This window comes from Pseudomonas sp. S2_H01 (assembly GCF_054668305.1).
The window spans coordinates 5044460-5069319 of record NZ_CP162756.1 but is presented as its reverse complement, the minus strand read 5'-3'; the positions used below and the strand labels follow the sequence as shown (position 1 = coordinate 5069319).

Here is a 24860-nt window from a genome sequence, read left to right as displayed (position 1 = left end):
TTAATAAAGACCGTGAGGGTTGTGCTCGATGTGCGCGGTGGTGACCTTGCCCCACATTTTGGCGTAGCACCACAGCGTGTAGCAGAGGATCAGCGGCACGAAGATCGACGCGGCGATGAGCATGATGATCAGGGTTTTATGGCTGGACACTGCGTCCCATACGGTCAGGCTGGAGGCCGGGTCCAGGCTCGATGGCATGACGAAGGGAAACAGCGCAAAGCCTGCGGTGCACAGCGCGCCGACAATCGCCAGGCTGCTGCCCAGAAAGGCCGTTCTACCCTGCCCCGCACTGGCACCGAGCAACGCCAGCAGCCCGCCAAAGATCCCCAGCAACGGCGCAATGACGGTCAAAGGATGCGCGTGATAGTTGGCCAACCAGCCAGGGTTGGTCGCCGCGACGGTCTTGGCCAAAGGGTTCAGCGCGGCGCCAGGGTCAAACGTCGACGTGATGGCCAGGCCCTGAATGCCGCCGAACAGCAGCCAGGCACCCGCACCGATGAACGCCAGCAAGAACACCAGAGACAACCCTTGCGTGGCACGCCGCGAACGATGGGCAATCGCGCCTTCGGTGCGCATCATCAACCAGCTGCCGCCATGCAGGCCGAGCATGCTCAGGCTGACCACACCGGCCAGCAATCCGAACGGGCTCAGTAACTGCCAGAAATTACCCTGATAGCTGGAGCGAAGCGTGTCATCGAACTGGAACGGCACGCCCAGCAGCAGGTTGCCAAAGGCCACGCCGAACACCAGCGACGGCACCAGGCCTCCGACGAACAGGCCCCAGTCCCAGCTTTGCCGCCATCGGGTGTTTGCAAGCTTGCTGCGGTAATCGAAGCCCACCGGGCGCATGAACAAGGCGAACAGCACCAGCAGCAGCGCCCAGTACAGCCCGGAAAACGCCGCCGAGTACACCAGTGGCCAGGCGGCGAACAGCGCGCCGCCGGCGGTGATCAACCACACCTGATTGCCGTCCCAGTGCGGCGCGATGGTGTTGATCACCACCCTTCTTTCAGTGTCGTTGCGACCGACAAAAGGCATCAGCATCGCTGCGCCCAGGTCGAACCCGTCGGTCAGGGCGAAACCGATCAGCAGCACGCCGACCAGCACCCACCAGATCAGTTTGAGTGTCTCGTAATCGAACATCGTGCGTTCCTCAGGCCAGCGTCGGTTGGGGTGCGGCGGACACGTCAGCGTCACGTCGTTCGAAGTGATAACGACCGGTGTGCAAACTGCTTGGGCCGAGTCGGGCGAACTTGATCATCAGGTACATCTCGATGACCAGCAGCACGGTGTAAAAACCCACCAGTGCCAGGATCGAGCCCAGCACGTCCCCCGACGACAGCGTCGACGCCGACAGGTGCACCGGCAGCACTTCACCGATGGACCACGGCTGACGACCGTGCTCGGCCACCCACCAGCCGGTCTGCGTGGCGATCCACGGCAGCGGCAGGCTGAACAGCGCCCACTTGAGCAACCAGCGTTTGCTGGATTCATTCTTGCGCGCCGAGGCCCAGAAGGCACAGGCAAACAACAGCAGCATCAACACACCGCTGAGCACCATCAGGCGGAAGGTCCAGAAGATCGAGGCGACGTGAGGAATGGAATCCAGAGCCGCCTGATGAATCTGTTGCTCGCTGGCGTCCACCACCTTGTCGGTGTACTTCTTCAGCAACAGGCCGTAACCCAGGTCTTTCTTCACATCATTGAAGGCAGTAAGCGTCTGCTGGCTCTTGTCGCCGGCGCGCAACTTGCCCAGCAGGTCGTACGCGACCATGCCGTTGCGGATGCGCGCCTGATGTTCGCTGACCAGGTCCTTGATGCCGGTGACCTGCTTGTCCACCGAGCGCGTGGCGATGATGCCCATCACGTAGGGGATCTTCACCGCGTAATCGGTGCGCTGCTCCGCCTGATTCGGCAGGCCGAACAAGGTGAACGCCGCGGGCGCCGGTTCGGTTTCCCACTCGGCCTCGATAGCGGCGAGCTTGGTTTTCTGCACGTCACCGATTTCGTAACCGGATTCGTCCCCCAACACGATCACCGACAGAATCGAAGCCATGCCGAACGCCGAGGCAATGGCGAACGAGCGCCGCGCAAAGCCAATGTCACGGCCTTTGAGCAAGTACCAGCTGGAAATCGCCAACACGAAGATCGCACCCGTGACGTAGCCGGAAGCAACGGTATGAACAAACTTGACCTGCGCGACCGGGTTGAACAGCAGGTCGCTGAAGCTGGTCAGCTCCATGCGCATGGTGGTGAAGTTGAATTCGGCGCCCACCGGGTTTTGCATCCAGCCGTTGGCAATCAGAATCCACAAGGCCGACAGGTTGGAACCGATCGCCACCAGCCAGGTGACGGTCAGGTGCTGCACACGGCTCAGACGGTCCCAGCCGAAAAAGAACAAGCCAATGAAGGTCGACTCAAGGAAGAACGCCATCATGCCTTCGATGGCCAGCGGCGCGCCGAAAATGTCGCCCACGTAATGGCTGTAATACGCCCAGTTGGTGCCGAACTGGAATTCCATCGTCAGGCCCGTGGCCACCCCCAGGGCGAAGTTGATGCCGAACAGCTTGCCCCAGAACTGGGTCATGTCCTTGTAGACCTGTTTGCCGGTCATGACGTAGACCGACTCCATGATCGCCAGCAGAAAGGCCATGCCCAGCGTCAGCGGGACGAACAGAAAGTGGTACAGCGCGGTCATTGCGAACTGCAGTCGAGATAAGTCGACGACTGATTCCGAAATCATTTTGGGTTCTTCTCAGGAGGTTCGGGAGGGGCGCCCAGTACATGCAGGCCGGCTTGCACCCCGTCGTCCCTGACGTCGACCGGAGCGTCGAACCAGACGCTGCGGATCCCCATCAGCAAGACGAGTTTGATCAACAGGATCAGACCGATCTCTTTCGCCAGCGGGTGTTTGAGGAAATCGAAAGGGCCGGGCATGTTGAGGACTCGTCGGGGTGCGGGGTATTTTTCCTACAGCCATGTCCGAGACCCTTGATCTGGATCAAACAACGGGGCAAGCGCTGGTGTGGCAGAACGCCACAGGGTTGCGCCCGGCCGGATGCGTCCTCCGGGCCTTCAGGCGCTCGACCCACGCAACCGACCACCCGCAACACCACAGGATGAACGGCAGATAAACCGCTCAAGTGCCGGATTTTGCAGCCGATATCGTGGATGTACGAAGCAGTCTGGTCGTGTTCCTTTGCCGATGTCCGCCCGGAATCGGAACACCTTGCGACTGCAGCCATGAGGTAGCTGTCCATGACACCCCCTGTTCTCCGTCGCCTGGCCCGCCGCGTGCTTGATCACGCCGTATGGCTGTGCCTGAGTGTTTTGGGTGTCCACGCCGATCCGATTCGCATCGTCACCGAAGAGCTGCCGCCCTACAACATGACCCGCGCCGGTCAGCTGACCGGCATGAGCACCGAGGTGGTGCAGGCGGTATTGAAGGAGGTGAACGTTCAGGCAAGCATCCAGTCGATGCCGTGGGCGCGCGCTTACGACCTGGCGCTGCACGACCCTGACGTCCTCATCTACTCCATCACCCGCACGGCCGAGCGCGAGCACCTGTTCAAGTGGGTCGGCACCATCGCCTCTTCGCGCTGGTACATTTATTCCTCGTCTGCCCATCCGGTCAGCCTCATGGACCTGAACGACGCGCGCGACTGGCAGACCGCCACGGTCAATGAAGACGTCGGCGAGCAATACCTCATGAGCCAGAAGTTCGTGCTCGGCCAGCAATTGCAGTCCAGCAACCGTTACGAACTCAACTACCAGAAACTGCAAACCGGGCACGTCGACCTGTGGATCTCCGACGAATTGAATGCCGACTACCTGGCCCGCCAGGTTGGCGACGATCCTGACCGCACGCTGGTGCAATCCTTGCGTGTGCCCGCGCTGGAAGAAGCGGGAGGGTTCAACATGGCTTTCAGCACCGGGACGGCGGATGCTACTGTTCAGCTGTTTCAACAAGGCCTGAAAGCCATCCGTGAGAACGGAACCTACGATGCTATTGCGCGGAAATGGAATTGAGCATGCTCGCAGAGTCCGAATCGACACGCCCTGAACACCTCGCCGCGCGGCCTCGCAACGGCTCGCTGGCGCGCCGGTTGGTGATAGCGACCCTGGCGTTTTGTGTGCTGTTTACGGTTGCCACGGTCGCGGTGCGCACCTGGTTTGCCTGGAGCAACAACCTGGCGACCATGAACGCCGAGTTGAACCTCATCGATCAGGTGTTTCAGGGCACGCTGTCCAAGGCCGTGTGGGAAATGGACAGCGAAGCGCTGCAGGCCCAGATTGACAGCGTCGCGCTGGCCGCCCCCGTTGGCCGTGTCGAGCTGCGCATCCTTCGCCCAGGCCGTCCGGCGGAGGTGCTGGAGCGTCAACATCCGGGGCATTCGGGCTCGATTCTCGCCCCGGCGTTGCATCGCCAGTTGATGGTCACGCCCTACCCCGGCGCCAACGAAGTGGTCGGCGAGTTGACCATCGAAGGTGATGAGAGCCTGCTCTGGAAGCGCCTGTGGAAAGAAGTCGGGATCATCATGCTGACCCAGATCATCCAGTCCCTGGCCCTTGCCGGTCTGATCATGGGCATGTTCAACCGGTCGGTCACCCTGCACGTACGCCGCATCGCCCGGCATCTGGAGCAACTGACGCCGCAAAACCTCAAACAGCACCTGTCCCTGGAGCGCCGGAGCAACGCCAGCGACGAACTGGACCTGCTGGAGGCCGGGGTCAACGATTTGCAAGACAAGCTGGCCAACCACCTGGAGCGTCAGACCCGCGACGAAATCGCCCTGGCCGCCAGCCGTGACCAATTGGCCGAACTGGTGGAACAACGCACGGCGCAACTGAAAGCGGCGAACATCCGTCTCGAAGCCCTGACCCGTTTCGACCCGTTGACGGGCCTGGCCAACCGCCGGCACTTCGACGAGCTCAAGGAGCTGGAATTCAACCGGGCGTTGCGCCACCAGCAGCCGTTTTCGGTACTGATGTGCGACATCGATTTCTTCAAACTCTATAACGACACCTATGGCCATGCCGTGGGCGATCAGTGCCTGCGCGACGTCGCATTGACCATGAGCGCGCTGTTTTCCCGATCAGGGGAGCTGGTGGCGCGTCTGGGCGGGGAAGAATTCGCCGTGCTGTTGCCGGGGCAAAACCGGCAGCAGGCGCTGGCGTCCGGCGAGCGACTGCGTGAACTGCTCGAAAACCAGAGACTGCCCCACAGCGCGTCAGTGGTGTCGCCCTACGTCACGCTGAGCATCGGCATCGCCGAACTCGACGCGGCGACGATGGATCGCTTCGATCAATTACTCCAAAGCGCCGACAAGGCTCTGTATCGGGCCAAAAGTCAGGGCCGTAACCGGTGCGTGATCTGATCAGGGAGGGTCTGACATGAGCAATACCCCATATTCGGTTAAACAGGGCTGGGGCGCTTTCGCAGCCACGGTGCTGGTGCTGCTCTGCCTGCAGGCTCAGGCCGAGACGCTGCAGGTGGTTACCGAAGACTCCTCGTACAGCGAACTGCGTGACGGCAAAGTGGTCGGCGTCGCCAGTGAAATTGTCGAGAAGACCCTGGCCAAGGCCGGCGTCACCGATTACCACATGGCCCTCTATCCGTGGGCGCGCGCCTACGACATGGCGCGGCTGGAGCCCAACGTGCTGATTTATCCGATCATCCGCAGCGCCGAGCGCGAGCCGCTATTCAAGTGGGTGGGTGAACTGGATCAGGTCACCCCGATGTTCTACAAACTGCGTGAGCGTCGCGACGTCGTGGTCAAGAGCCTGCAGGACGCTAAAAACTACACGGTCGGCGTGGTGCGTGATGACTCTCGTCAGGAATACCTCGAGGGCAAGGGGTTCAGCAAAATGGTGGTCTCGGCCAACAACCTCGACAACCTGCGCAAGCTGCTGAGTGGCCAGGTCGCACTGGTGCCGTTGCCGGAACGCGAGGCGCGGGAGCAGTGCGAAGACCTGCACATTGCCTACGAAGACCTGGAAAGCGTGTACACGATTGATGAGCTGTCGAAAGGGCTTTACGTCGCCCTGAGCCTCAAGACGCCCGACGACACGGTCAAACGCATCACCGCCGCCTTCGCACACTTGAAAGACGACGGGACGCTGGCGAAGGTCATGGCACAGTAGGCCCAGGCTGGCCGAGTCTACCGCGCGCGGGCCTAAACCATCGGCAGGCTTTTGAAGATGTCCAGTTGTTCGGCCTCTGACGCGAACGCCGCCAGCACCGGGTAGGACTCGGCACTGATCAGATCAGGCACCACCAGTTGAATGAACGACCAGCCCACGGCGATGCTGATGCCATCCTGGCCGATGTCCTGACTTGCACTCAACGGCCGCTCGGTCAGCTCTCGCTCAAGTTCCGCGCACGCCGTTTTCAATTGCCCACTGACCCGCTCGACCCACGGTGCATGCTGAATCTCGGCCGGTCGCAGGTTGCGTTCATAGTAAATCTGCACGGCTTTCTCGTAAGCCACCAAGGCGAGACCGGTCAGACGCAGGGTCCGGGCACGCTCCGCCAGTGCCACAGGCATCAGTCCATTGCCCGCGCCCTTCAGACACTCCACGTAGTCGAGAATCAGGCTCGACTCCATAAGCACCAAACCGTCATCGGTAATGAAAGTGGGCGCCTTGATCACCGGATTGAGCTCCCTGAAGCGCTCCATGCCTCGAAACACCGACACCGACTCGTGTTCGAACGCTACGCCCATGCGTTTAAGACTGACCGCGACCCGCCGAACGTAAGGCGAATCCAGCATACCGATGAGTTTCATCCGACAAGCTCCTGTCAGTTGGCGATATCAAGATAATTGCGCGTTTGCGCAACGACGTTTCGCAGGCTAGCAAAAAGGCTCTGGCGCGCAACGCTGGATGCTGAAAAAAGAATTTATCGTCCTGACAGCTCGTCTACGCTGTTTCACAAAGTCTTCACAATCGTTCTGAAAAACTCCGCGCGATCTACGCCTCCCTCATTAATCCGCCTGTCACCGACAGGTTTGTCCGACGTGCCGGTCGCAAGGATAGGACCGCTTTGGCGCACGTGTGGGCCATGTTTCGAGTAGTGCTTTATATGGAAATGCGTTCAACGCTGAAACCCGTCACCTCCACTCGCCTCGTCATGCTGTTCTCCCTGTCTCTGGTTGCCTTCTACAACCTGGCGACATGGCATGCCCTGATCGGTTTGACCCAGCTGCAAGGCATCAAGGCGGTCGCGTTCTATGCCTCTTTTGCGTTCTTTCTCTGGGCAGCCATTACGCTGCTGCTGACGCCCTTCTCCTTCAAACCCACACTCAAGCCGGTCCTGAGTCTGGTGGCACTGTGCTCCGCGTCGGCCGCCTACTTCATGAACACCTACGGCATCACGATCGACACCGTGATGATGCAGAACGTGCTGGAAACCAACCCCGGCGAGGCCGAGGCCCTGATCAGCGGCAAGCTGTTCCTCTACCTGGGCTTGCTGGGTGTCTTGCCCATCGTATTGATCTGGATGACGCCGGTGACCTACCGCCGCGTGCTGCCCGGCCTGGTCAACAAGGTGCTGGTGTGCATCGGTTGCGTGCTGGTGATCGCCGCCTCCGTCGGGCCGTTCTATTCCACCTATGCGCCTATTTTTCGGGATGAAGACAAGCTGACCCACTTCATCAACCCGACCAATTACATCTACGCCATCGGCAAGCTGACCAAGCAGACGGTCGCCATCAAGGAAACCGTCAAGATCCAGGCCGTGGGTGAAGATTCGGTACTCAGCGCAGAAGCCCGGCAGCGGCCGAAAAAGAGCCTGATGATTTTCGTCGTGGGTGAAACCGCCCGCGCGGACCATTTCTCGCTCAACGGTTATGCACGCGACACCAACCCGGAATTGAAGAAGCAGGACATTCTCAACTTCACGCAAGTGTCCTCGTGTGGCACCTCGACGGCGGTGTCGGTGCCGTGCATGTTCTCCAAGTTCCCGCGCAGCGATTACAGCGACAAGAAAGGCAAGACCTACGAAGGCCTGCTGGACATGCTGCAGCGTGCGGGGCTGAAGGTCGTGTGGCTGGACAACAACAGTGACTGCAAGGGCACCTGCCTGCGCGTGCCGCACAGCGACATTCCCAAAACCCAGCCGAGCCCGTTCTGCGACGGTCAGAACTGCCTGGACGAATCGCTGCTGGTGGGCTTGCAGGACTACATTGATTCGCTCAAGGACAACGCCATCATCGTGCTGCACTCCGACGGCAGCCACGGTCCGGAATACTACAATCGTTACCCGAAAACCATGGAGCGCTTCACGCCGGTCTGTCACACCAACCAGCTGGGCAGTTGCACGTCAGACGAGCTGAAAAACGTCTACGACAACACGATCCTGTACACCGACCACTTCCTGTCGCAAACCATCGAGCTGCTCAAGCGCAATCAGGACAAAGTGGACACCTCGATGATCTATGTTTCGGACCATGGCGAGTCGCTGGGTGAAAACGGTGTTTACCTGCACGCTGCGCCGTATGCCATCGCCCCGAGCGCGCAGACCCACGTGCCGATGGTCATGTGGTTCGGCAACCAGACGCTGGAAGACGCCAGCATCGACCGCAGCTGTCTTGCGGCGAAACAGAACCAGCCCGACCTGAGCCATGACTACCTGTTTCATTCGGTGCTAGGCTTGCTCGGCGTCAACACCACTGAATACCAGCCAGCCCTCGACATTTTCCACAGCTGCAAGCGCAGCAAAGGATGACCTGACATGCCCCTTCAGAACCCGGTGAACCACGCAGCAATACCGGTGTTCTGGAGGGATGCGCAGTTGCCTTTCATTGAGGCGCGATCCATCGCCGATGGCCGCAAGGTCTGCTATTCACGCCATTCCCACGACGTGTTTTCCATCGGCGCCATCACCTCCGGATTCAGCACGTACCTGCACGAAAAGACCGACCAGCGCATCAGCACCGGCACGGTCGTATGGATGAATCCCGGCGACGTTCATGCCTGCAACCCCATCGATGATCAGCTCTGGTCGTACATCATGCTGTACGTCGATGCACAGTGGCTGGGCCGGGTTCAGCAGGCGTGTGGCATCAATGGGTTTCGCCCGATTCCGGGCATCTCCAGTAGCGATCCGACGCTTTTTTCCGCGCTGCTCGATCTGCACCAAACCTTGATCGACCCGGCGCTGGACGCGCTGGAAAAACATGAAGCCGCCATCGTCTTTTTCACCCTGATGCAGCAGCGGCCAGGGGGTGCGGACGTACCGCTGAAGAAGGTCAACGCCAAGGTGGAGCGCGCGGCGCAGTACATCAATCAGCACTTTTCGCGCGCCATCCGCCTGGAAGAAATCTGCCAGGCCGCCAACCTGTCGGAGGCGTACCTGATTCGTGCTTTCGAGCAGCATTACCACATGACGCCACACGCCTACCTGATCAACCGGCGCATTCAGCATGCGCAGGCGCAACTGCGCGAAGGCGAGCCGATTGCCGACATCGCCCAGCAAAATGGGTTTTCCGATCAGGCGCATTTCCAGCGTGTTTTCAAAAAGCACCTCGCTGCGACGCCGGGGCAATACCGTCAGTGATTCAGACGTAGAGCAAAGAGATTGCGCACCCGGTCAGCAACGCCGCCATGCTGCGGTTGAACACCCGGATGCGTTGCGCACTGCGCAAGTACGGCCCCAGGAAGGCACCGGCATAGGCCCAGCAGGCGACCGACACGTAGCAGACAACGAAGTAGACCAGTGCGAACAAACCGATCAACCGCGCTTCGCCATCCGCGACAAACGCCCCCATGCCCGCCACCGCCGCGAGCCATGCCTTTGGGTTCAGCCACTGCATCGCCGCGCCATGCCAGAACGAAGGATGCCGGGTGGGTTTGTCGACGTTCAGATGGCCGTCGTCGATCGCCAGTTTCCACGCCAGATACACCAAAAATCCCATCCCCGCCCAGCGAATGAGGTCGGTCAGCATCGGGTACTGATGCAGCACCTCGTGCAGGCCGAAGCCGGTGAAGATCAGCAACACCACAAAGCCGACCGTCGCCCCCATCACGTGCCGCAAACTGGTGACCAGCCCGAATTGCGCCCCGCTGCTCAGCGCCACCACATTCACCGGCCCGGGTGAAATGGACGCCGCCAGTGCAAACGCCGCCATGGAAATCGTCAGGTTCATTACCGCCATTCTCCGTTCAATGAATGAACGGGGACGTTAAAGAAGCGGGCGCACGGCGTATTGAAGAAAACTGACCAGTCCATCCGCGTCCACCCTTAGCTCAATCGCTGGCCTGGGACAGCGGGCGCGCCACCTGTTCCAGCGACTTTCGTTCCGACGCCACGCCCCAGATCGCTTGCACAATCGCCGCCAACAGCATCAACGCTGCGCCAATCAAGTAGCCCACGAATACCGGGCCGCGTTGATGACTGTCGATCAATTCGCCAAACAGCATCGGACCGACAATCCCGCCAAGGGCGGTGCCGAACGCATAAAACACGGCGATCGCCAACGCACGAATCTCCAGCGGAAAGGTTTCGGCCACGGTGAGATACGCCGAACTGGCCGCCGCCGACGCGAAGAAGAAAATGACCATCCAGGCGATTGCCTGCTGGGTGACGCTGAACACACCCTGCTCGAACAGGTAACCGCTGATGCTGAGCAGCACCGCAGAAACGGCGTACGTGAGGCTGATCATGATGCGCCGCCCGACCACGTCGAACAGTCGTCCCAACAGCAGAGGCCCGCAGAAGTTACCCAAGGCCAGCGGCAGCACGTACCAGCCAATTGACGCCGACGGCACTTGGTAAAACTCGGTCAGGACCAGGGCGTAGGTGAAAAAGATTGCGTTGTAAAAAAACGCCTGGGCGGTGAGCAGCGTCAAGCCCACCAAAGCGCGCTGCCGGTAGGTGTTGAACAAGGTGTCGAAGATCTCGCCCAGTGGCGTATGGTCCCGGGCGTGAAGGCGCAGCTTCTCACCGGTGGGCGGCGATAACGCATGACCTTGTTGGCGAAGGCGGTCTTCGATGCCCTCGACAATCACCCTCGCCTCCTCGGCCTGACCATGAATCAGCAGCCAGCGTGGACTTTCCGGCAACCACAGGCGCATCAGCAGGATCACCAACCCCAGCACGGCACCTATCCCAAAGCATAAACGCCAGCCGAGATCGCCACCGACCCAACCTGGGTCGAGCAACAGTATCGAGCCGCCCGCCCCCAGCGCCGCGCCAATCCAGAACGTGCCGTTGATGGTCAGGTCGACCCAGCCGCGAAAGCGCGCCGGGGTGAACTCCTGAATCGTCGAATTGATCGCCGTGTATTCGCCGCCGATGCCCATGCCGGTGAGGAAGCGAAACAACATGAAGCTCCACAGGCTGAACGAAAACGCCGTGGCGGCCGTCGCGCTGATGTACAGCGCAAGGGTGATAAAGAACAGCTTTCGCCGCCCCAGGCGGTCGGTCAGCCACCCGAAGAACAACGCGCCGAGCACCGCACCGGTGATGTACGCGCCGCCCGCCAGACCGATATCGGCGTTGCTCAATCGCAACACCGGACTTTCTTTCAACGCCCCGGAGACCGACCCGGCCAGCGTAACCTCCAGCCCGTCGAGCAACCAGGTGATGCCCAGCGCAAACACCAGCAACGTATGAAACCGTCCCCACGGCAACCGGTCGAGACGCGCCGGGAGGTCGGTTTCGAACAACTTGCCCTTGCCCTGCTGCGATTCGGATGGAGTGCCGGTGGTGCTCATGCCTGATCCTTGCGCCAGTGATCGGGGTGATCTCTGGCTTGAGAGTCCGGCGTGTGGGAGGGAGTTCAGACGGTGCACAATCAAGTCGGACCAGCGTCAATTCGTACGCCGTCCCCCAAAGCGCGAAGATGACGAAGACGCCAGTGCGCCGGGCCAGTCAACTCCACGCACCTGACCCGATCGCGCACCAAAAGGCCCCCTGCGACTAGGGGCGCTCAGCCAAGCCGGGCGCCACCATGAGCTCAGGCCGCACCCACCGCTCGTACTCTTCGGGCGTGATAAACCCCAATGCCACCGCTGCCGACTTGGGCGACAATCCCTCCTGCAAAGCCTTGCGGGTGATTTGGGCGACGCGGTCGTAACCCAGCACGGGATTGAGGACGGTGGCCATGAGCAAGGCGTTCTCCAGGTTGTCGTTCAGCTGTTGACGGTTGATCTCCAATCCCCTGAGCAGTTTGTCGGTGAAGATGCGGACAGAATGAGTGAGCACGCCGATCGACTGCAGCAGGTTGTGAATCAGCACCGGTTTGGCCACGTTCAATTCAAACACGCTGGAGGCACCCGCAAGGGTGATGGTGGTGTGATTGCCCATGACTTGCATTGCTGCTTGAACCAGCACCTCGGCAAGGGTCGGATTGCGCTTGCCCGGCATGATCGATGAGGTCAGTCCATCGTCTGGCAGCCGCAATTCACTCAGCCCGCAACGAGGCCCTGAACCCAACAGGCGAATGTCGTTGCCAATTTTGCTCAAGGATACCGCCAGCACATTCAGCGACCCGGACAGTTCGACCAGCGTGTCATGGGTGCCCATTCCCTCGAACTTGCTTGGATTTGGCGTAAACCTCTCTCCCGTCACAGCACTGAGCGCTTCACAAAACGCGACATCGAAACCTTCTGGCGAGTTAAGGCCTGTGCCCACCGCCGTTCCCCCCTGAGGCAGCAAACGCAGCCGTGGCAGGCAGCCTTCTATACGCTCGATACCGTGGTCAATCTGGTGGGCAAAGGCGTCGAACGCCTGCCCCTGAGTCATCGGGACCGCGTCCATCAGGTGCGTGCGACCGATCTTCAATACACCGGCCCACGCCTGCGCCTTGTCTGCCAACGCATCTCGCAATGCACCCAGCGCCGGCAACAACTGATCGCGCAACTGCAGGGTTGCTGCCAGGTGCATCACCGTGGGGAAGCTGTCATTGGACGATTGCGAGCGATTGACATGGTCGTTCGGGTGCACCGGATGTTTGCTCCCCAGTTCACCGTTCAAGGCCAGGTTCGCCAGATTGGCAATGACCTCGTTGGCATTCATGTTGGTTTGCGTCCCGGAGCCAGTCTGCCAGATCGTCAACGGGAAATGCTCGTCAAACGCCCCTGAGGCCACTTTTTCAGCGGCGTATTCAATCGCCTCTGCCAATGTGGCGGGCAATACGCCGAGACGTCGATTGGCGCGCGCCGCCGCGACCTTCTGCTGACCGAACGCGTGGATCAACTCAGGTGAAAAGCGCTCACCGTGGCCGCCAAACACCTCCAGCGCACGCTGCGTTTGCGCCCCCCAATAGCGGTCAGCCGGTAGGGTGACAGGGCCGAACGCATCATGTTCTGTTCGGGTGAGTGTCATAGCGCTGCCCCCGGCTCGCGGCCCAGTTCCCGTCGATATTCCTCGCGGGCGGTCTGTTCGGAAAACTCACCGGCCCACTTGGCAACCACAACGGTAGCCACGCTGTTGCCAATGGTATTGCACGTGGCAATCGCCATAGACATGAAACGGTACACGCCAAACAGCAAGGCCAGGCCCTCGGCCGGCAACACGCCAACGGCAGTCACGGTGGCCGCGAACACCACGAAGCTGCCGCCGGACACTGCTGCTGCGCCTTTGGACGTCACCAGCATGATAGCGATGATGCCCAATTGGTGCTCCCAGCTCAGCGGCACACCGTAGGCATTGGCAATAAACAGGACGCACAACGACATGTAGATGGAGGTGCCGTCCAGATTGAACGCATATCCGGTCGGGAGCACCAGGCCGACGCTCTGTTTCGAACACCCAAACTTCTCAAGCTTCTGCAACAGCCTGGGCAATGCACTTTCGGAAGATGCGGTCCCCAGCACAATGAAAATCTCGTCCTTGATGTAGTTAAGGAAGCGCCAAAGGCTGAACCCCGAAAGTCGGCACACCGCACCCAGCACCACAAAGATGAAGAAGAAAATCGCCACGTAAAACATCAGCACCAGATTGGCCAGCGACATCAGGACCGCCGTGCCATTACTGCCCACCGCGTAGGCGACCGAGCCAAACGCGCCCAGCGGTGCAAACTTCATGATCAAGTTGATGAATTCAAAGAAGCATTCAGAGATGCGACTGAGCCCTTCTTCGATGACCTCGCGACGCTCAGGCTTGAGCGCCAGTAACGCGAAGCCAAACAGCACCGAGATCACCAGAACCTGCAATAACTGGCCTCCGGCAAAAGCGCCCACGAAGTTGTCAGGGAAAATGCCGTAGATGAAATCCATCGTCGAAACGGGGCCATGCCCTTTGGCAACCGCAGCGCTCGCCGCAGCAGCCGTCGCGCTGCTCGGGTGAGCGTCATGCATACCGGAGCCGATCTGCAGCAGGTTGCCCCAGACCAATCCGATAGCCAGCGCCACGGTCGACAAGACTTCAAAGTAGATCAAAGCTCGCAGTCCGAGTTTGCCCACCCGTTTTATGTCACCCGCCGAGGCAATGCCATGGACAACGGTGAAGAACACCAACGGAGCCACGGCGGTCTTGATCAGCTTGAGAAAAATGTCGCCAAGGATCTTGAAGCTGGCGGCCGTTTCCGGGGCCAGAAAGCCGAACGCGATCCCCAGGACCATGGCCGCGATGACCTGAAACGTCAGGTCGCGGTAAAACGGTTTTTTACCGGTAGAAGACATGCTTGCGCTCTCATTGTTGTTATGGGGCAAAAACAGGATTTGAAACAGCCAGCGACCGGACGCGCCACACTCCGCGTCCGGCCTCGAGCGTCAGCGCTTGACTGAACCTTCACGCTCCAGCGCGCGGTCAACCATCTGGGGCGCCAGACCCAGGTAATTGCACGGGTCGGTGAGGCGTTGCAGTTCCGCCAGATCCAGCCGTTCGGTGACTGCGCCTTGTGCGAGCAGCGCGTCAAGCAGGCTGATGTTCTGGTCGTTCGCCTCGCGGCAGGCGGCATATACCACGTCGTGCGCCAACTGCCGACCGAGCGCAGGCGCCAGCCCCATCATCACCGCTTCGGCGACGATCAGACCCTGCGTCATGTTGAGGTTCTTCAACATCCGCTCAGGGCGAACCTCAAGACCGGCGAGCATGAATTTCGCCTGACCAAGTGACGCCGCGCTGAGGGCGAACGCCTCCGGGATGGCGATCCACTCTGCCTGCCACGGGCCGGTGGAGCGTTCGAAGTCCTGAATCATCGCGTCAAGCATCAGGCCGGCCTGTTGGCGCACCCCCTTGGCAGCGGCGTACATCAGTTCACAGGAAATCGGGTTGCGTTTCTGAGGCATGGTGCTGCTGGCGCCACGTCCTTTGACGAATGGCTCGTAGGCTTCACCCAATTCGCTGGTCATCATCATCATGACGTCCAAAGCGACCTTGCCCAGCGAAGCCGTGACCAGCCCAAGAAAATTGAGCGTTTCGGCCAGACCGTCGCGGGCTACGTGCCAGGTGGCTTGCGGCACGCCGAGGCCCAGTTCGTTCATCAGCGCTTCCTGCACGTCCAGTCCCTTGTCGCCAAGCGAGGCCAACGTTCCAGCGGCGCCCGCAAACTGCCCGACTTCCACTCGCGGACGCAGCTCTACCAGGCGCTCGGCGTGACGGTCGAACATGCTCAGCCACACCGCGCACTTGTAACCGAACGTGATCGGCAACGCATGCTGCAAGTGCGTACGCCCGGCCATCGGCGTGTCGCGATAACGCAGCGCCAAGCCAGCCAGCAGGCCACGCACGGCCTGAATATCGCGCTCGACCAGCACCAACGCAGCGCGCACCTGCAGGACAACGGCGGTGTCCATGATGTCCTGCGTGGTTGCCCCCCAGTGCACGTAGCGGCCTGCCTCACCACAGGTTTTCGACAGTTGCTCCACCAGCGGCAGGATTGGATAACCGACGATTTCGGTTTCGTGTTGCATCAATGCAAGGTCCAGCGACTCGAAGGTCGCTTTGGTTGCAATCTGCTCAGCCGCCTCCGCCGGGATCACGCCGCAGCGTGCTTCGGCCCGTGCCAGCGCGACCTCGACTTCGATGTAGCGCTCAATCAAGGCCCTGTCGGAAAACACGTGGCGCATTTCGGCGGTGCCAAACATGTCGCGAAACAGCGCGGAGTCAAAAACGGTAGTGGACATGGAGAAGGTCTCAAATGTTGTTATTGGCCGTACATATTTTATATGTCCGTACATAATTATTACCCCTTGCCCTGATACACTGTCAACTCGCTGTGGAGAGAGCTCGATGGAAGGCATCAATCAAACGCGTTACGCGGCGGTCGCCGACGACCTGATGGAAGGCATCAGCAGCGGTCGTTACCCCGTCGGTTCGTTGCTACCGACAGAGTTCGAGTTATGCGAGCTGTACGCAGTGAGCCGGCACACAATACGTGCGGCGATCACGCAGTTGCAGAATCAGGGCATGGTGTCGCGGCGCAAACGCGTCGGCACCCGCGTGGAAGCGGATACGCCCAGTGGCGGGTATTCCCAGTCGCTGGCGTCGGTTGCTGATCTGGTGCATGTGGCCGAAACCCACATTCGGGATGTGCAGGAGGTCCGTCACTTCGTCGCCGACATCGCTCAGGCCAGGCGTCTGGGTCTTGAGCCAGGTTCACATTGCTTTTGCATGTCCAGCATCAAGGTCGATGTCAACCAACGCCATTCGCCGCTGTGCTGGACCGATGTCTACGCCGATGAAATCTATGCGGCAGTTATTCCTACGGCCGAGCAGTGTCCTGGCGAACTGATTGCCGCCTTGATTGAGCGGGAGTTCGGGCAACGGATCGATACGGTGGACCAGCAAGTCCGCCCAGTGCAACTGAACGCCGAGCTGGCGACACGCCTGAATGCCGCTGCCGGTTCACTGGGTCTGAACATCATTCGTCAATACCGTGATGATCAGGGCGCTCTGATCGCGGTATCGGAGACGGTCTACCCGGACGACCGCTTTACCTTGGTGATGCAGATGAAGCGTGAGAGGCGTGCGTCTATCCACGACGTCTGACCCTTTTTAGCCTACAAAAAAAAGCCCACCGATCGGTGGGCTCTCTGTTTGCTTGCAGCCGTCCAAGCGTTACAGGTTGAACACCGTCACCAGCTTGGTGTTCAGGTACGCCTCGATTGCCTCGGTGCCGCCTTCGGAGCCGTAACCGGAATCCTTGACGCCGCCGAACGGTACTTCCACCAGGCCGATGCCCTGGTGGTTGATCGACAGCATGCCGGCTTCGATGCGGGTGCTGAGGATGTGGGCGGTTTTCATCGAGGTGGTGAACGCGTAGGACGCCAGACCGAATGGCACGCGGTTGGATTCCTTAACGGCGTCTTCGACGGTGTCGAATGGCACCAGCAACGCCAGTGGACCGAACGGCTCTTCGCTCATGACGCGCATGTCAGTGGTCAGGCCACTGAGCACGGTTGGCTGGAAGAAATAACCCGGGCCGTCGATGGCCTTACCGCCGGTGTGCAGTTTGGCGCCTTTTTCACAGGCATCGTTGACCAGCGCGGACAACGCCGGCGCGCGCCGTTCGTTGGCCAATGGGCCCATGGTGACGCCCTGCTCCAGACCGTTGCCGACTTTGACCTCGTGGGTGAGGCCGACGAACTTCTCGACGAACGCATCGAACACGCCACGCTGCACCAGAATACGAGTCGGAGACACGCAGACCTGACCGGCGTTACGGAACTTGGCGGTCGCCAGGGTGCGCGCCGCCAGGTCGATGTCGGCGTCGTCGAACACCAAGGCAGGTGCGTGGCCGCCCAACTCCATGGTGGCGCGTTTCATGTGCTGACCGGCCAAGGCTGCCAGCTGCTTGCCGACGGGCGTGGAGCCGGTGAAGGTGACTTTCTTGATGGTCGGATGGGCAATCAGGTAACTGGAGATCTGTGCCGGATCGCCGTACACCAGACCTATCACACCGGCGGGCACGCCGGCGTCGATGAAGGCGCGAATCAGTTCCGCAGGCGAAGCCGGGGTTTCTTCCGGGGCCTTGACGATAATCGAGCAGCCCGCTGCCAGCGCAGAAGACAACTTGCGCACCACCTGGTTGATCGGGAAGTTCCACGGGGTGAATGCCGCGACCGGGCCGACGGGTTCCTTGATGACTTTCTGTTCCACAGACACATTGCGCGACGGCACCAGACGGCCATACGCTCGACGGCCCTCTTCCGCCAGCCAGTCGATGATGTCGGCGGCGGCCAGGGTTTCCATGCGCGCTTCGGCCAGTGGCTTGCCTTGCTCCTGGGTCATGATGCTGGCGATGTTATCGACCCGGTCACGCAGCAGGTTGGCGGCTTTTTGCATGATCTTGTAGCGGTCATATGCCGGGGTGCTGCGCCAGGTTTCAAAACCACGCTCGGCAGCGGCCAGCGCCTGATCCAGGTCGGCGATGTTGGCGTGGGCAACCGTGCCCAGGGTGTCGCCCGTCGCCGGGTTGATCACGGCGATGGTGCGGCCGTCTTCACTGGCTCGCCATTGGCCATCGATATACAGCTGAACGTCTGGGTACATAAGAAGCTCCGAATGCGCCTGAAGGAGGCGGGAGAATGATAAAAACAAGCCGGACAATTTACGGGCATATACCAGTAATGGTCAAGGCTGCTTGATAGGATGTCTGATGAGGATGACAGGCATCGATGACGAGCAAAGGTTGCGTCAGCAGAACTGCATGAGTTGCTCCGCGTACGCCTTAAGCACTTCGCGCTGCATTAAAAAGCTGGCGTATTTGCCTTCGCGAATGGTGGAAATCAAACCGGCGCGTTCCAGCTCTTTGGTGTGATGGGACACCGTGGCGGCGCTCACCGGATGCACCTTGAGCAACTCGGCGCAGGGCACCGGTTCTGTCGACTCGCTGATCTGGACCAGAATCTGATAACGCCGGCGATCGGCCAAGGCCCGAGAGATCAGGGCGATTTGCAGATCAGTCAGCGGAAATTGATGTGCAGTGCTCATGAAGATCAGTAAACCCCAGTTGAAACCTCCTTGTCGGGACCTTTTGGTTGAGAGTCATGCCGACCACCGCTGACTTCCCAGAATGTCACACCCTGAGTTCGACGCCAGCAGACGGCTCAGGTTCACCGGCCACAGAATAAGCGTCTGCCGCACACCCGCGTAGTCTTTTCTGGCATTCTGCGCGCCCTTTTTACTACGACCTTGCGTCCCGCCCATGCCATTTTTTTGTACACAATTTACAAATGAATTGTTTTTCCATTTGTCGACATGTTGTAGAGTCGCAAAACCTGACCATCCAGACAGTTTTTGTATACAGGTCAGTACAGCGTCACTTGCAAAGCCCATGACCGTATAAAAACAAATGGCAGGCTAAACATGACCACACCGCAAAGCAGCTCTTCGTCCCGCCCCGTCTCAGCCAAGAACAGGACCGACCTGATCTACGGGCTCAATGACCGTCCGCACTTTACCGCCGCGATATTTGCAGCGTTGCAACACGTGCTCGCCAGCTTCGTCGGCATTATCACACCCACCCTGATCGTCGGCAGCGTGCTGGGGCTGGACAGCGAAGTGCCCTACCTCATCAGCATGGCGCTGTTTGTGTCCGGCCTGGGCACCTTCGTCCAGGCCAAACGGTTCGGCCCGATCGGTTCGGGGCTGCTGTGTTTACAGGGCACCAGTTTTTCGTTTCTCAGCGTGATCCTCAGCGCGGGATTTCTGGTGAAAAGCCGAGGCGGCGGTACCGAAGAAATTCTGTCGACCATTTTCGGCGTGTGCTTCTGCGCCGCCTTCGTCGAAGTTGCGCTAAGCCAGTTCATCGGCAAGCTGCGCAAGCTGATCACGCCTGTGGTCACCGGCACCATCATTACCTTGATGGGGCTGTCGTTGTTAAAGGTCGCCATGACCGACATGGCGGGCGGCTTCGGCGCCACCGATTTGGGTTCCGCCACCAACCTGGGGCTGGCTGCACTGGTGCTGGGCACCATCGTGGTCCTCAATCGTTTCAATATTCCGTTGCTGCGCCTGAGCGCAATCATCATCGGCCTCACCTTGGGCTTCTTGGTGGCCTGGTACATGGGCCGCGTAGACTTCGCGCACATGCCGCAGGTGCCGGTCATGAGCATTCCGGTGCCGTTCAAATACGGCTTCTCGTTCGACCTGCTGGCGTTCATCCCGATCGCGGTGATCTTTCTGGTGTCGCCACTGGAAGCGGCCGGCGATCTGACGGCCAACTCGATGATCTCGCAGCAACCCGTCAGCGGGCCGGTTTACATTCGGCGGATCAAATCGGGGCTGTTGGCTGACGGTCTGAACTCAGCGATGGCGGCCACCTTCAACAGTCTGCCCATGGTCACGTTTGCGCAGAACAACGGGGTGATACAGTTGACGGGCGTAGCAAGCCGGTACGTGGCGTTTTTCATTGCCGGGATTCTGGTGCTGTTGGGGCTGTTCCCAATCATTGGCGCCGTCCTGCAACTCATGCCCAAGCCCGTGTTGGGCGGCGCCACGCTGATCATGTTCGGTACCGTGGCGGTCGCAGGCATCAAGATCCTGTCCGAGGCCGGGCTACACCGCCGCAACATGCTCATCGTGGCGATTTCGCTAGGCATGGGTTTGGGCGTCGCGGCGGTCCCGGAGGTGTTGCGTGAGCTACCCAAAGCGTTGCACAACATCTTTGAATCGCCGATTACCGTCGGCGCGTTCTGCGCAATCCTGCTCAATATCTTCCTGCCGGAAGAGTATGTGGAGGACGAGCTGACCGAATTCGACCCGGAAGCCTCAACCCTAAAAGTGTTACAGGACCCGGCACCCGACGCCGCAAAGAGCGCCGAAACAGAACCTCTCTCCACGCGAGCGGTCGCACAGTTGAACCGCTAGGCTGCTTGGCAGGGGTGCAGTCGTGCCCCTGCCTGGCCTCGGCAACTGGAGCATCACGATGCAATTACGTCCCCTGCGGACCTTTTTTGCCTGCTTGCTGGTTTTGGGCTTGAGCGCCTGCGCGCTGTTCCCCAACCGCGACCCGCTGAACATCAACGTGGTAGGCATCGAGCCACTTCCCGGGCAGGACCTGGAAATCCGCTTTGCGGTCAAACTGCGCCTGCAGAACCCCAACGATACGGACATTCAATACGACGGCGTCGCGTTGAACCTTGACGTGAACGGTAAGCTGCTGGCGTCGGGCGTCAGCGATCAGAAAGGCACGATCACGCGGTTTTCTGAAGGGGTGTTGACCGTGCCGGTGACCGTGTCAGCCTTTGCCGCACTGCGTCAGGCAGTCGGCCTGACCGAGACGCAGCGTCTGGACAACCTGCCTTACGAATTACACGGCAAGCTGGCGGGCGGGCTGTTCGGCACGATGCGTTTTTATGACAGCGGGACCTTGAGCCTGCCACAGCCGGCAAGTGGCAGTTGGTGAGCTGCACCCAAACCCTGTACGCCCCAACCCTGTAGAGACGCGTTTGCCCGCGATGTCGGCAGGTCGGCAACGAAGAGGTTGACTGACATGACGCAATCACGGGCAAGCGCGCTCCTACAGGTGGCATTGATCACGGACATGTTCATTCAATCACTCACAAATCGCACGCCAGGCTTGGCGCGCTCATCCACCACCAGTTCGAACACGTCTGGCCGCGAATAATGACCGACAACGTCGAAGTCGTACCGCGCGCGCACCAGTTCGTCCGTGTCGATCTCAGCCGTCAGCAAGCCCTTTTCTCCCACGAGCGGTCCGGCCAATACCTCTCCCATGGGGCTTACGATCACGCTGCCGCCATTGATCAATGGGCGTTCAGAGGGCCAATTGGCCACCTCGATGCCTAATGCGTCGGGCGACGCCTGCACCTGACACGCGCTGATCAGAAAGACCCGTCCTTCCTGCGCTACATGGCGCATCGTGCATTGCCACATTTCCCGCTCATCCACGGTCGGTGCACACCAGATCTGCACGCCTTTGGCATACATCGCGGCGCGCAATAGCGGCATCTGGTTTTCCCAGCACACCGCAGCACCGATGCGCCCGGCCTTGGCATCGATGACCGGCAACGTCGACCCGTCACCCTTGCCCCAGATCAGCCGTTCGGTGCCGGTTGGCATCAGCTTGCGATGCTTGGCGACCAGACCGCCCTGCGGCTCGAAGAACAGCACAGTGCAGAACAGACTGCTGCCCGCTCGCTCGATCACCCCGATCACCAGGCTGGCGCCTGTGCGGGCCGACATCTCGGCCAATGCGCCGGTCTCGGCACCGGGAACATCGATGGCGTTCTCGAAATAGCGGGCGAATGCATCACGCCCCTCCGGCAGTCGATAACCCAATTGAGTGCCGAAGGTTTCACCTTTGGGGTATCCGCCGAGCAACGCCTCGGGCATCACCACGACGCTGGCGCCGGCATCGCGGATGGCCCCTTCGTAAGACAGAATCTGCGCCAGCGTGTCGGCTTTGCCTCCGGGCAAGGCGCCGATCTGCAGCGCAGCAACGATGGATTTGGGCATTGGAAAACTCCTGTTGAGCGGTAAGAGGCATCTGTTGCTAATTCTCTATGCCTCAACCAACATGAATAAAGCCCTGCTCAATTGTTAATGATATGAACCAGATGAATATCGCTGACGTCGACCTCAACCTGCTGAAAGTCTTTGAAGCGCTGCACGATGAAACCAGCGCCAGCCGTGCAGCCCTGCGCCTGGGCGTCACGCAATCGGCGGTCAGCGCGGCGCTGCGGCGTTTGCGCGACGTGTACGACGATCAATTGTTCATCCGCACCGGACGCGGCCTGGCGCCCACCTTGCGAGCCAATCAGCTCAAACCCGTGGTGACGGACGCCTTGAACAAGTGCCGACAGAGCCTGGCCATGGTCGATCCGTCAGGCGCACATTTCGAAGGTCGCTCTGTCGCGCTGGGGCTATCGGATGATTTTGAGATGGCGTTTGGCAGGCGCCTGATGGCGTCCATTCGCGAACGAGCGCCCGGCCTTAGGTTGATCTTTCGTCAAACCCACAGCCAGATCGTCGGCGCGGCATTGATGGCGCGCAGCATCGATCTGGCGATTGCGTCAGGCGGACTGGCCGACCGGTTGCTGAGTCGAAGGGTGTTGGGTGAAGGGGATTATCGGTGTCTGGCCGATCCTGCGAGCCTGAGGCCGGGCCAGCAGGCACTGACGCTGGACGAGTTCATCGCCCGCGAGCAGATTCTGGTGTCGTCGGGAGGCATCATCGGCATGGTCGATGAGGGGTTGTCGAGTCTGGGCCTGACGCGAACGGTGTGCGCATCGACCACCCACTTCGCCGCGCTGCCCTACCTGCTCAAAGGCACTGACGCGATCTCGACCATCCCTGGGCATGCGGCCGAAGCGGTGGCGCACTTATCGGGCCTGGCCCTGCTCGACTGCCCGTTGTCGATGCCGCGTTACCCCATCGAGCTAGGCTGGCGTACCAACGCTCAGATAGACCCGGCGGTCATGAAAGTACGAGAGGCCATTGAGGCGCTGTTCAAGGTCAGCGCCTGATCCGTCAGCCTCGGGCGGCGGCCACCAGCCGGTTGACTTCGGCACGGACCATGTTGGCGAATTCCGGCGGCGACATGGCATCCAGCTCGGCCCGGACCCACTCCGACCACTTGCCTTTGCGCTTGGCGCGCTCGCCCATCAGCCGGGCGGCTTCGCCCTTGGCCTTGCCAAGGTTGCTCTGCCACAGCTCGAACAGACGGGACTTTTCGTCTTCGATTTCGGCGCGTTCGGCGAGAGACTTGTTGGCCAGGTTGTAACTCATGACGTTTACCTCGGTCTGCAAAAACGGGTGTTCAAAAACAGGACGCGTGATTCCGGGCAGTGCTGGCCCGAAAGCGTCAGCATCTTACACGTGACGGCACGGATGCCCGATTACATTCGTCGCACTTTTTACGTAGAGGCGCACACACACTGCAACTTTTCCGGCCCCGGATGACTCCATTGGTCACTGCCATTATCAACTGAAAGGAAATAACCATGGCCCGTAAAACTGCAGCCCAGACTGCCGCCGAACAGATCAAGGATCAGGCATTCAGCGAATTGGCGGCCCTGATCGAAGAGTCCGACAAACTGCTCAAGGACAGCGCCGCGCTGGTCGGCGAAGAGGCAGATACCGTGCGCCAACAGCTGAGCGTGAAGCTCAAGCAGGCGCTGGATTCGGTCAGCAACGTGCGTGAGCGCACCAAGCCTGCCGTCGAAGCCACCGAAACTTACATCGGCGGCCACCCTTGGCAGACCGTGGCAATCTCCGCCGGGTTTGGTCTGGTTGTAGGTCTGCTGCTGGGTCGTCGTTGATTCAAACCAGGCCAACCCTGTAGAAGCGCGCTTGCCCGCGATTGCGCTGGATCAGCCAAATATTCTTTGGCTGATACTCCAAGTTCCAGGGCAAGCGCGCTCCTGCAAGTAAACACTTAGCTAGCGAAAAGGGCTTAACCCTGCCGCTGCGGCACCACGCCTTGCAGCAATCGGCCAAAGTAATCCGCCGTGAACGCCAACGGCTCAGTGTCCTTCACGCCCACGGTCTTTCTCAGCATCCAGTCACGGCGCCCCGCATCCAGTTGCAAGCTGTATTTTTCCTGTCCATGCAGGCTCAGGCCGCTGACTGAAAGGCTCACCTGCCCTTTCGAACCCATCGCATCGGGCACGAATTCGACCGGATGAGCACCCAACGCAAAGCACATGCGGCGCGTCATGAACGGCGAGTTTTCGTCAGGGTATCCCTTGTTCTGGGCCAGATGCGGTTCGTACTCAAAACGGGTTTGCCCCGCTTCGACCAGGGGTGCAAGCCAGTCTTCGACCTGCTGATACAGGGCCTCGATACTGGCGTTCCACTGCGTCAGGTCATCGCGAAAACGCTGATGCTTTTGCTCCTCGAAACGCTGATTGGCAGACAGCAGTTCACTGAGGCGTTGAATCTCGTCCATAACGGCGATTCCCGGTTCACCCGCTCGAGCATTCGAGCGCGTGAACGGAGGGTG

24 protein-coding genes are annotated in these 24860 nt (G+C 60.2%); 10 read left to right on the top strand and 14 right to left on the bottom strand.

Annotated features, from left to right (window positions below; translation table 11 throughout):
- From cydB to cydP, 3 genes are read right to left on the bottom strand one after another with little or no spacing between them, the layout of a single operon-like run.
- Positions 1-1143, bottom strand: coding sequence for a cytochrome d ubiquinol oxidase subunit II (gene cydB / locus AB4N84_RS22535; protein ID WP_460043255.1), 1143 nt, complete (start codon positions 1141-1143; stop codon positions 1-3).
- Positions 1144-1153: 10 nt separating this feature from the next.
- Positions 1154-2743, bottom strand: coding sequence for a cytochrome ubiquinol oxidase subunit I (locus AB4N84_RS22530; protein ID WP_460043253.1), 1590 nt, complete (start codon positions 2741-2743; stop codon positions 1154-1156).
- Positions 2740-2937, bottom strand: a complete 198-nt coding sequence (cydP, locus tag AB4N84_RS22525) for a cytochrome oxidase putative small subunit CydP (protein ID WP_074749722.1) — start codon at positions 2935-2937, stop codon at positions 2740-2742. The genes AB4N84_RS22530 and cydP overlap by 4 nt, the downstream gene beginning before the upstream one ends.
- Positions 2938-3258: 321 nt before the next feature.
- Here cydP and AB4N84_RS22520 point away from each other — a divergent pair, with 321 nt between their 5' ends.
- From AB4N84_RS22520 to AB4N84_RS22510, 3 genes are read left to right on the top strand one after another with little or no spacing between them, the layout of a single operon-like run.
- Positions 3259-4029: a substrate-binding periplasmic protein gene (locus AB4N84_RS22520; protein WP_460043252.1), complete on the top strand. Its 771-nt coding sequence runs from the start codon at positions 3259-3261 to the stop codon at positions 4027-4029.
- A 2-nt stretch (positions 4030-4031) separates the two neighbouring features.
- Positions 4032-5378 carry a GGDEF domain-containing protein gene (locus tag AB4N84_RS22515; RefSeq protein ID WP_460043251.1) on the top strand — a complete coding sequence of 449 codons (1347 nt, stop codon included), beginning with the start codon at positions 4032-4034 and terminating at the stop codon, positions 5376-5378.
- Positions 5379-5394: 16 nt separating this feature from the next.
- Entirely contained in the window at positions 5395-6144 is a 750-nt protein-coding gene (locus AB4N84_RS22510; RefSeq protein WP_460043249.1) for a substrate-binding periplasmic protein, read from the top strand.
- A gap of 32 nt (positions 6145-6176) precedes the next feature.
- Here the strand turns inward: AB4N84_RS22510 and AB4N84_RS22505 are convergent, their stop codons facing one another.
- Positions 6177-6788, bottom strand: coding sequence for a glutathione S-transferase (locus tag AB4N84_RS22505; RefSeq protein ID WP_460043247.1), 612 nt, complete (start codon positions 6786-6788; stop codon positions 6177-6179).
- A gap of 275 nt (positions 6789-7063) precedes the next feature.
- Here AB4N84_RS22505 and AB4N84_RS22500 point away from each other — a divergent pair, with 275 nt between their 5' ends.
- Together AB4N84_RS22500 and AB4N84_RS22495 are read left to right on the top strand one after the other, a co-directional pair.
- Positions 7064-8728, top strand: a complete 1665-nt coding sequence (locus AB4N84_RS22500; RefSeq protein WP_460043245.1) for a phosphoethanolamine transferase — start codon at positions 7064-7066, stop codon at positions 8726-8728.
- A 6-nt stretch (positions 8729-8734) separates the two neighbouring features.
- Positions 8735-9559, top strand: a complete 825-nt coding sequence (locus tag AB4N84_RS22495; RefSeq protein ID WP_460043244.1) for a helix-turn-helix transcriptional regulator — start codon at positions 8735-8737, stop codon at positions 9557-9559.
- Between the two features lies 1 nt (position 9560).
- On the opposite strand, the gene AB4N84_RS22490 is transcribed toward AB4N84_RS22495, so the two are convergent.
- The 5 genes from AB4N84_RS22490 to AB4N84_RS22470 form a co-directional block, all read right to left on the bottom strand.
- Positions 9561-10148, bottom strand: coding sequence for a LysE family translocator (locus tag AB4N84_RS22490; protein ID WP_460043242.1), 588 nt, complete (start codon positions 10146-10148; stop codon positions 9561-9563).
- 100 nt (positions 10149-10248) lie between these two features.
- Positions 10249-11718, bottom strand: coding sequence for an MFS transporter (locus tag AB4N84_RS22485; RefSeq protein WP_460043241.1), 1470 nt, complete (start codon positions 11716-11718; stop codon positions 10249-10251).
- Positions 11719-11923: 205 nt separating this feature from the next.
- On the bottom strand, positions 11924-13330 hold the full coding sequence (locus tag AB4N84_RS22480; RefSeq protein ID WP_460043239.1) for a class II fumarate hydratase: 1407 nt from the start codon (positions 13328-13330) through the stop codon (positions 11924-11926).
- Positions 13327-14628, bottom strand: coding sequence for a C4-dicarboxylate transporter DctA (gene dctA / locus AB4N84_RS22475; protein ID WP_074749713.1), 1302 nt, complete (start codon positions 14626-14628; stop codon positions 13327-13329). Before dctA ends, AB4N84_RS22480 begins: the two co-directional genes overlap by 4 nt.
- Positions 14629-14718: 90 nt before the next feature.
- Complete coding sequence (locus AB4N84_RS22470; RefSeq protein ID WP_460043237.1) at positions 14719-16074, bottom strand: class-II fumarase/aspartase family protein; 1356 nt, start codon at positions 16072-16074, stop codon at positions 14719-14721.
- A 115-nt stretch (positions 16075-16189) separates the two neighbouring features.
- Between AB4N84_RS22470 and AB4N84_RS22465 the strand changes: the two genes are divergently transcribed.
- A complete protein-coding gene (locus AB4N84_RS22465; RefSeq protein ID WP_460047101.1) occupies positions 16190-16939 on the top strand; it encodes a GntR family transcriptional regulator in 750 nt (249 codons plus the stop codon).
- A gap of 69 nt (positions 16940-17008) precedes the next feature.
- Here the strand turns inward: AB4N84_RS22465 and AB4N84_RS22460 are convergent, their stop codons facing one another.
- Positions 17009-18442 (bottom strand): NAD-dependent succinate-semialdehyde dehydrogenase, encoded by a 1434-nt coding sequence (locus AB4N84_RS22460; protein ID WP_074749711.1) that lies wholly within the window; start codon positions 18440-18442, stop codon positions 17009-17011.
- Between the two features lie 144 nt (positions 18443-18586).
- A complete protein-coding gene (locus tag AB4N84_RS22455) occupies positions 18587-18883 on the bottom strand; it encodes an ArsR/SmtB family transcription factor (RefSeq protein ID WP_074749710.1) in 297 nt (98 codons plus the stop codon).
- Positions 18884-19258: 375 nt separating this feature from the next.
- On the opposite strand from AB4N84_RS22455, the gene AB4N84_RS22450 reads away from it, so the two are divergent.
- Complete coding sequence (locus AB4N84_RS22450; protein WP_460043236.1) at positions 19259-20761, top strand: nucleobase:cation symporter-2 family protein; 1503 nt, start codon at positions 19259-19261, stop codon at positions 20759-20761.
- A gap of 58 nt (positions 20762-20819) precedes the next feature.
- Positions 20820-21299, top strand: a complete 480-nt coding sequence (locus AB4N84_RS22445; RefSeq protein WP_460043234.1) for an LEA/WHy family protein — start codon at positions 20820-20822, stop codon at positions 21297-21299.
- Positions 21300-21445: 146 nt separating this feature from the next.
- Here the strand turns inward: AB4N84_RS22445 and AB4N84_RS22440 are convergent, their stop codons facing one another.
- On the bottom strand, positions 21446-22372 hold the full coding sequence (locus tag AB4N84_RS22440; protein WP_460043232.1) for a carbon-nitrogen hydrolase family protein: 927 nt from the start codon (positions 22370-22372) through the stop codon (positions 21446-21448).
- 92 nt (positions 22373-22464) lie between these two features.
- On the opposite strand from AB4N84_RS22440, the gene AB4N84_RS22435 reads away from it, so the two are divergent.
- Positions 22465-23382, top strand: a complete 918-nt coding sequence (locus tag AB4N84_RS22435) for a LysR family transcriptional regulator (RefSeq protein WP_460043231.1) — start codon at positions 22465-22467, stop codon at positions 23380-23382.
- Between the two features lie 4 nt (positions 23383-23386).
- Here the strand turns inward: AB4N84_RS22435 and AB4N84_RS22430 are convergent, their stop codons facing one another.
- Positions 23387-23644, bottom strand: a complete 258-nt coding sequence (locus tag AB4N84_RS22430; protein ID WP_074749705.1) for a hypothetical protein — start codon at positions 23642-23644, stop codon at positions 23387-23389.
- A gap of 215 nt (positions 23645-23859) precedes the next feature.
- On the opposite strand from AB4N84_RS22430, the gene AB4N84_RS22425 reads away from it, so the two are divergent.
- A complete protein-coding gene (locus AB4N84_RS22425) occupies positions 23860-24177 on the top strand; it encodes an ElaB/YgaM/YqjD family protein (protein WP_074749704.1) in 318 nt (105 codons plus the stop codon).
- A gap of 134 nt (positions 24178-24311) precedes the next feature.
- Here AB4N84_RS22425 and AB4N84_RS22420 read toward each other — a convergent pair whose 3' ends face one another.
- Positions 24312-24806, bottom strand: coding sequence for a hypothetical protein (locus tag AB4N84_RS22420; protein ID WP_460043229.1), 495 nt, complete (start codon positions 24804-24806; stop codon positions 24312-24314).
- Positions 24807-24860: the final 54 nt, after the last annotated feature.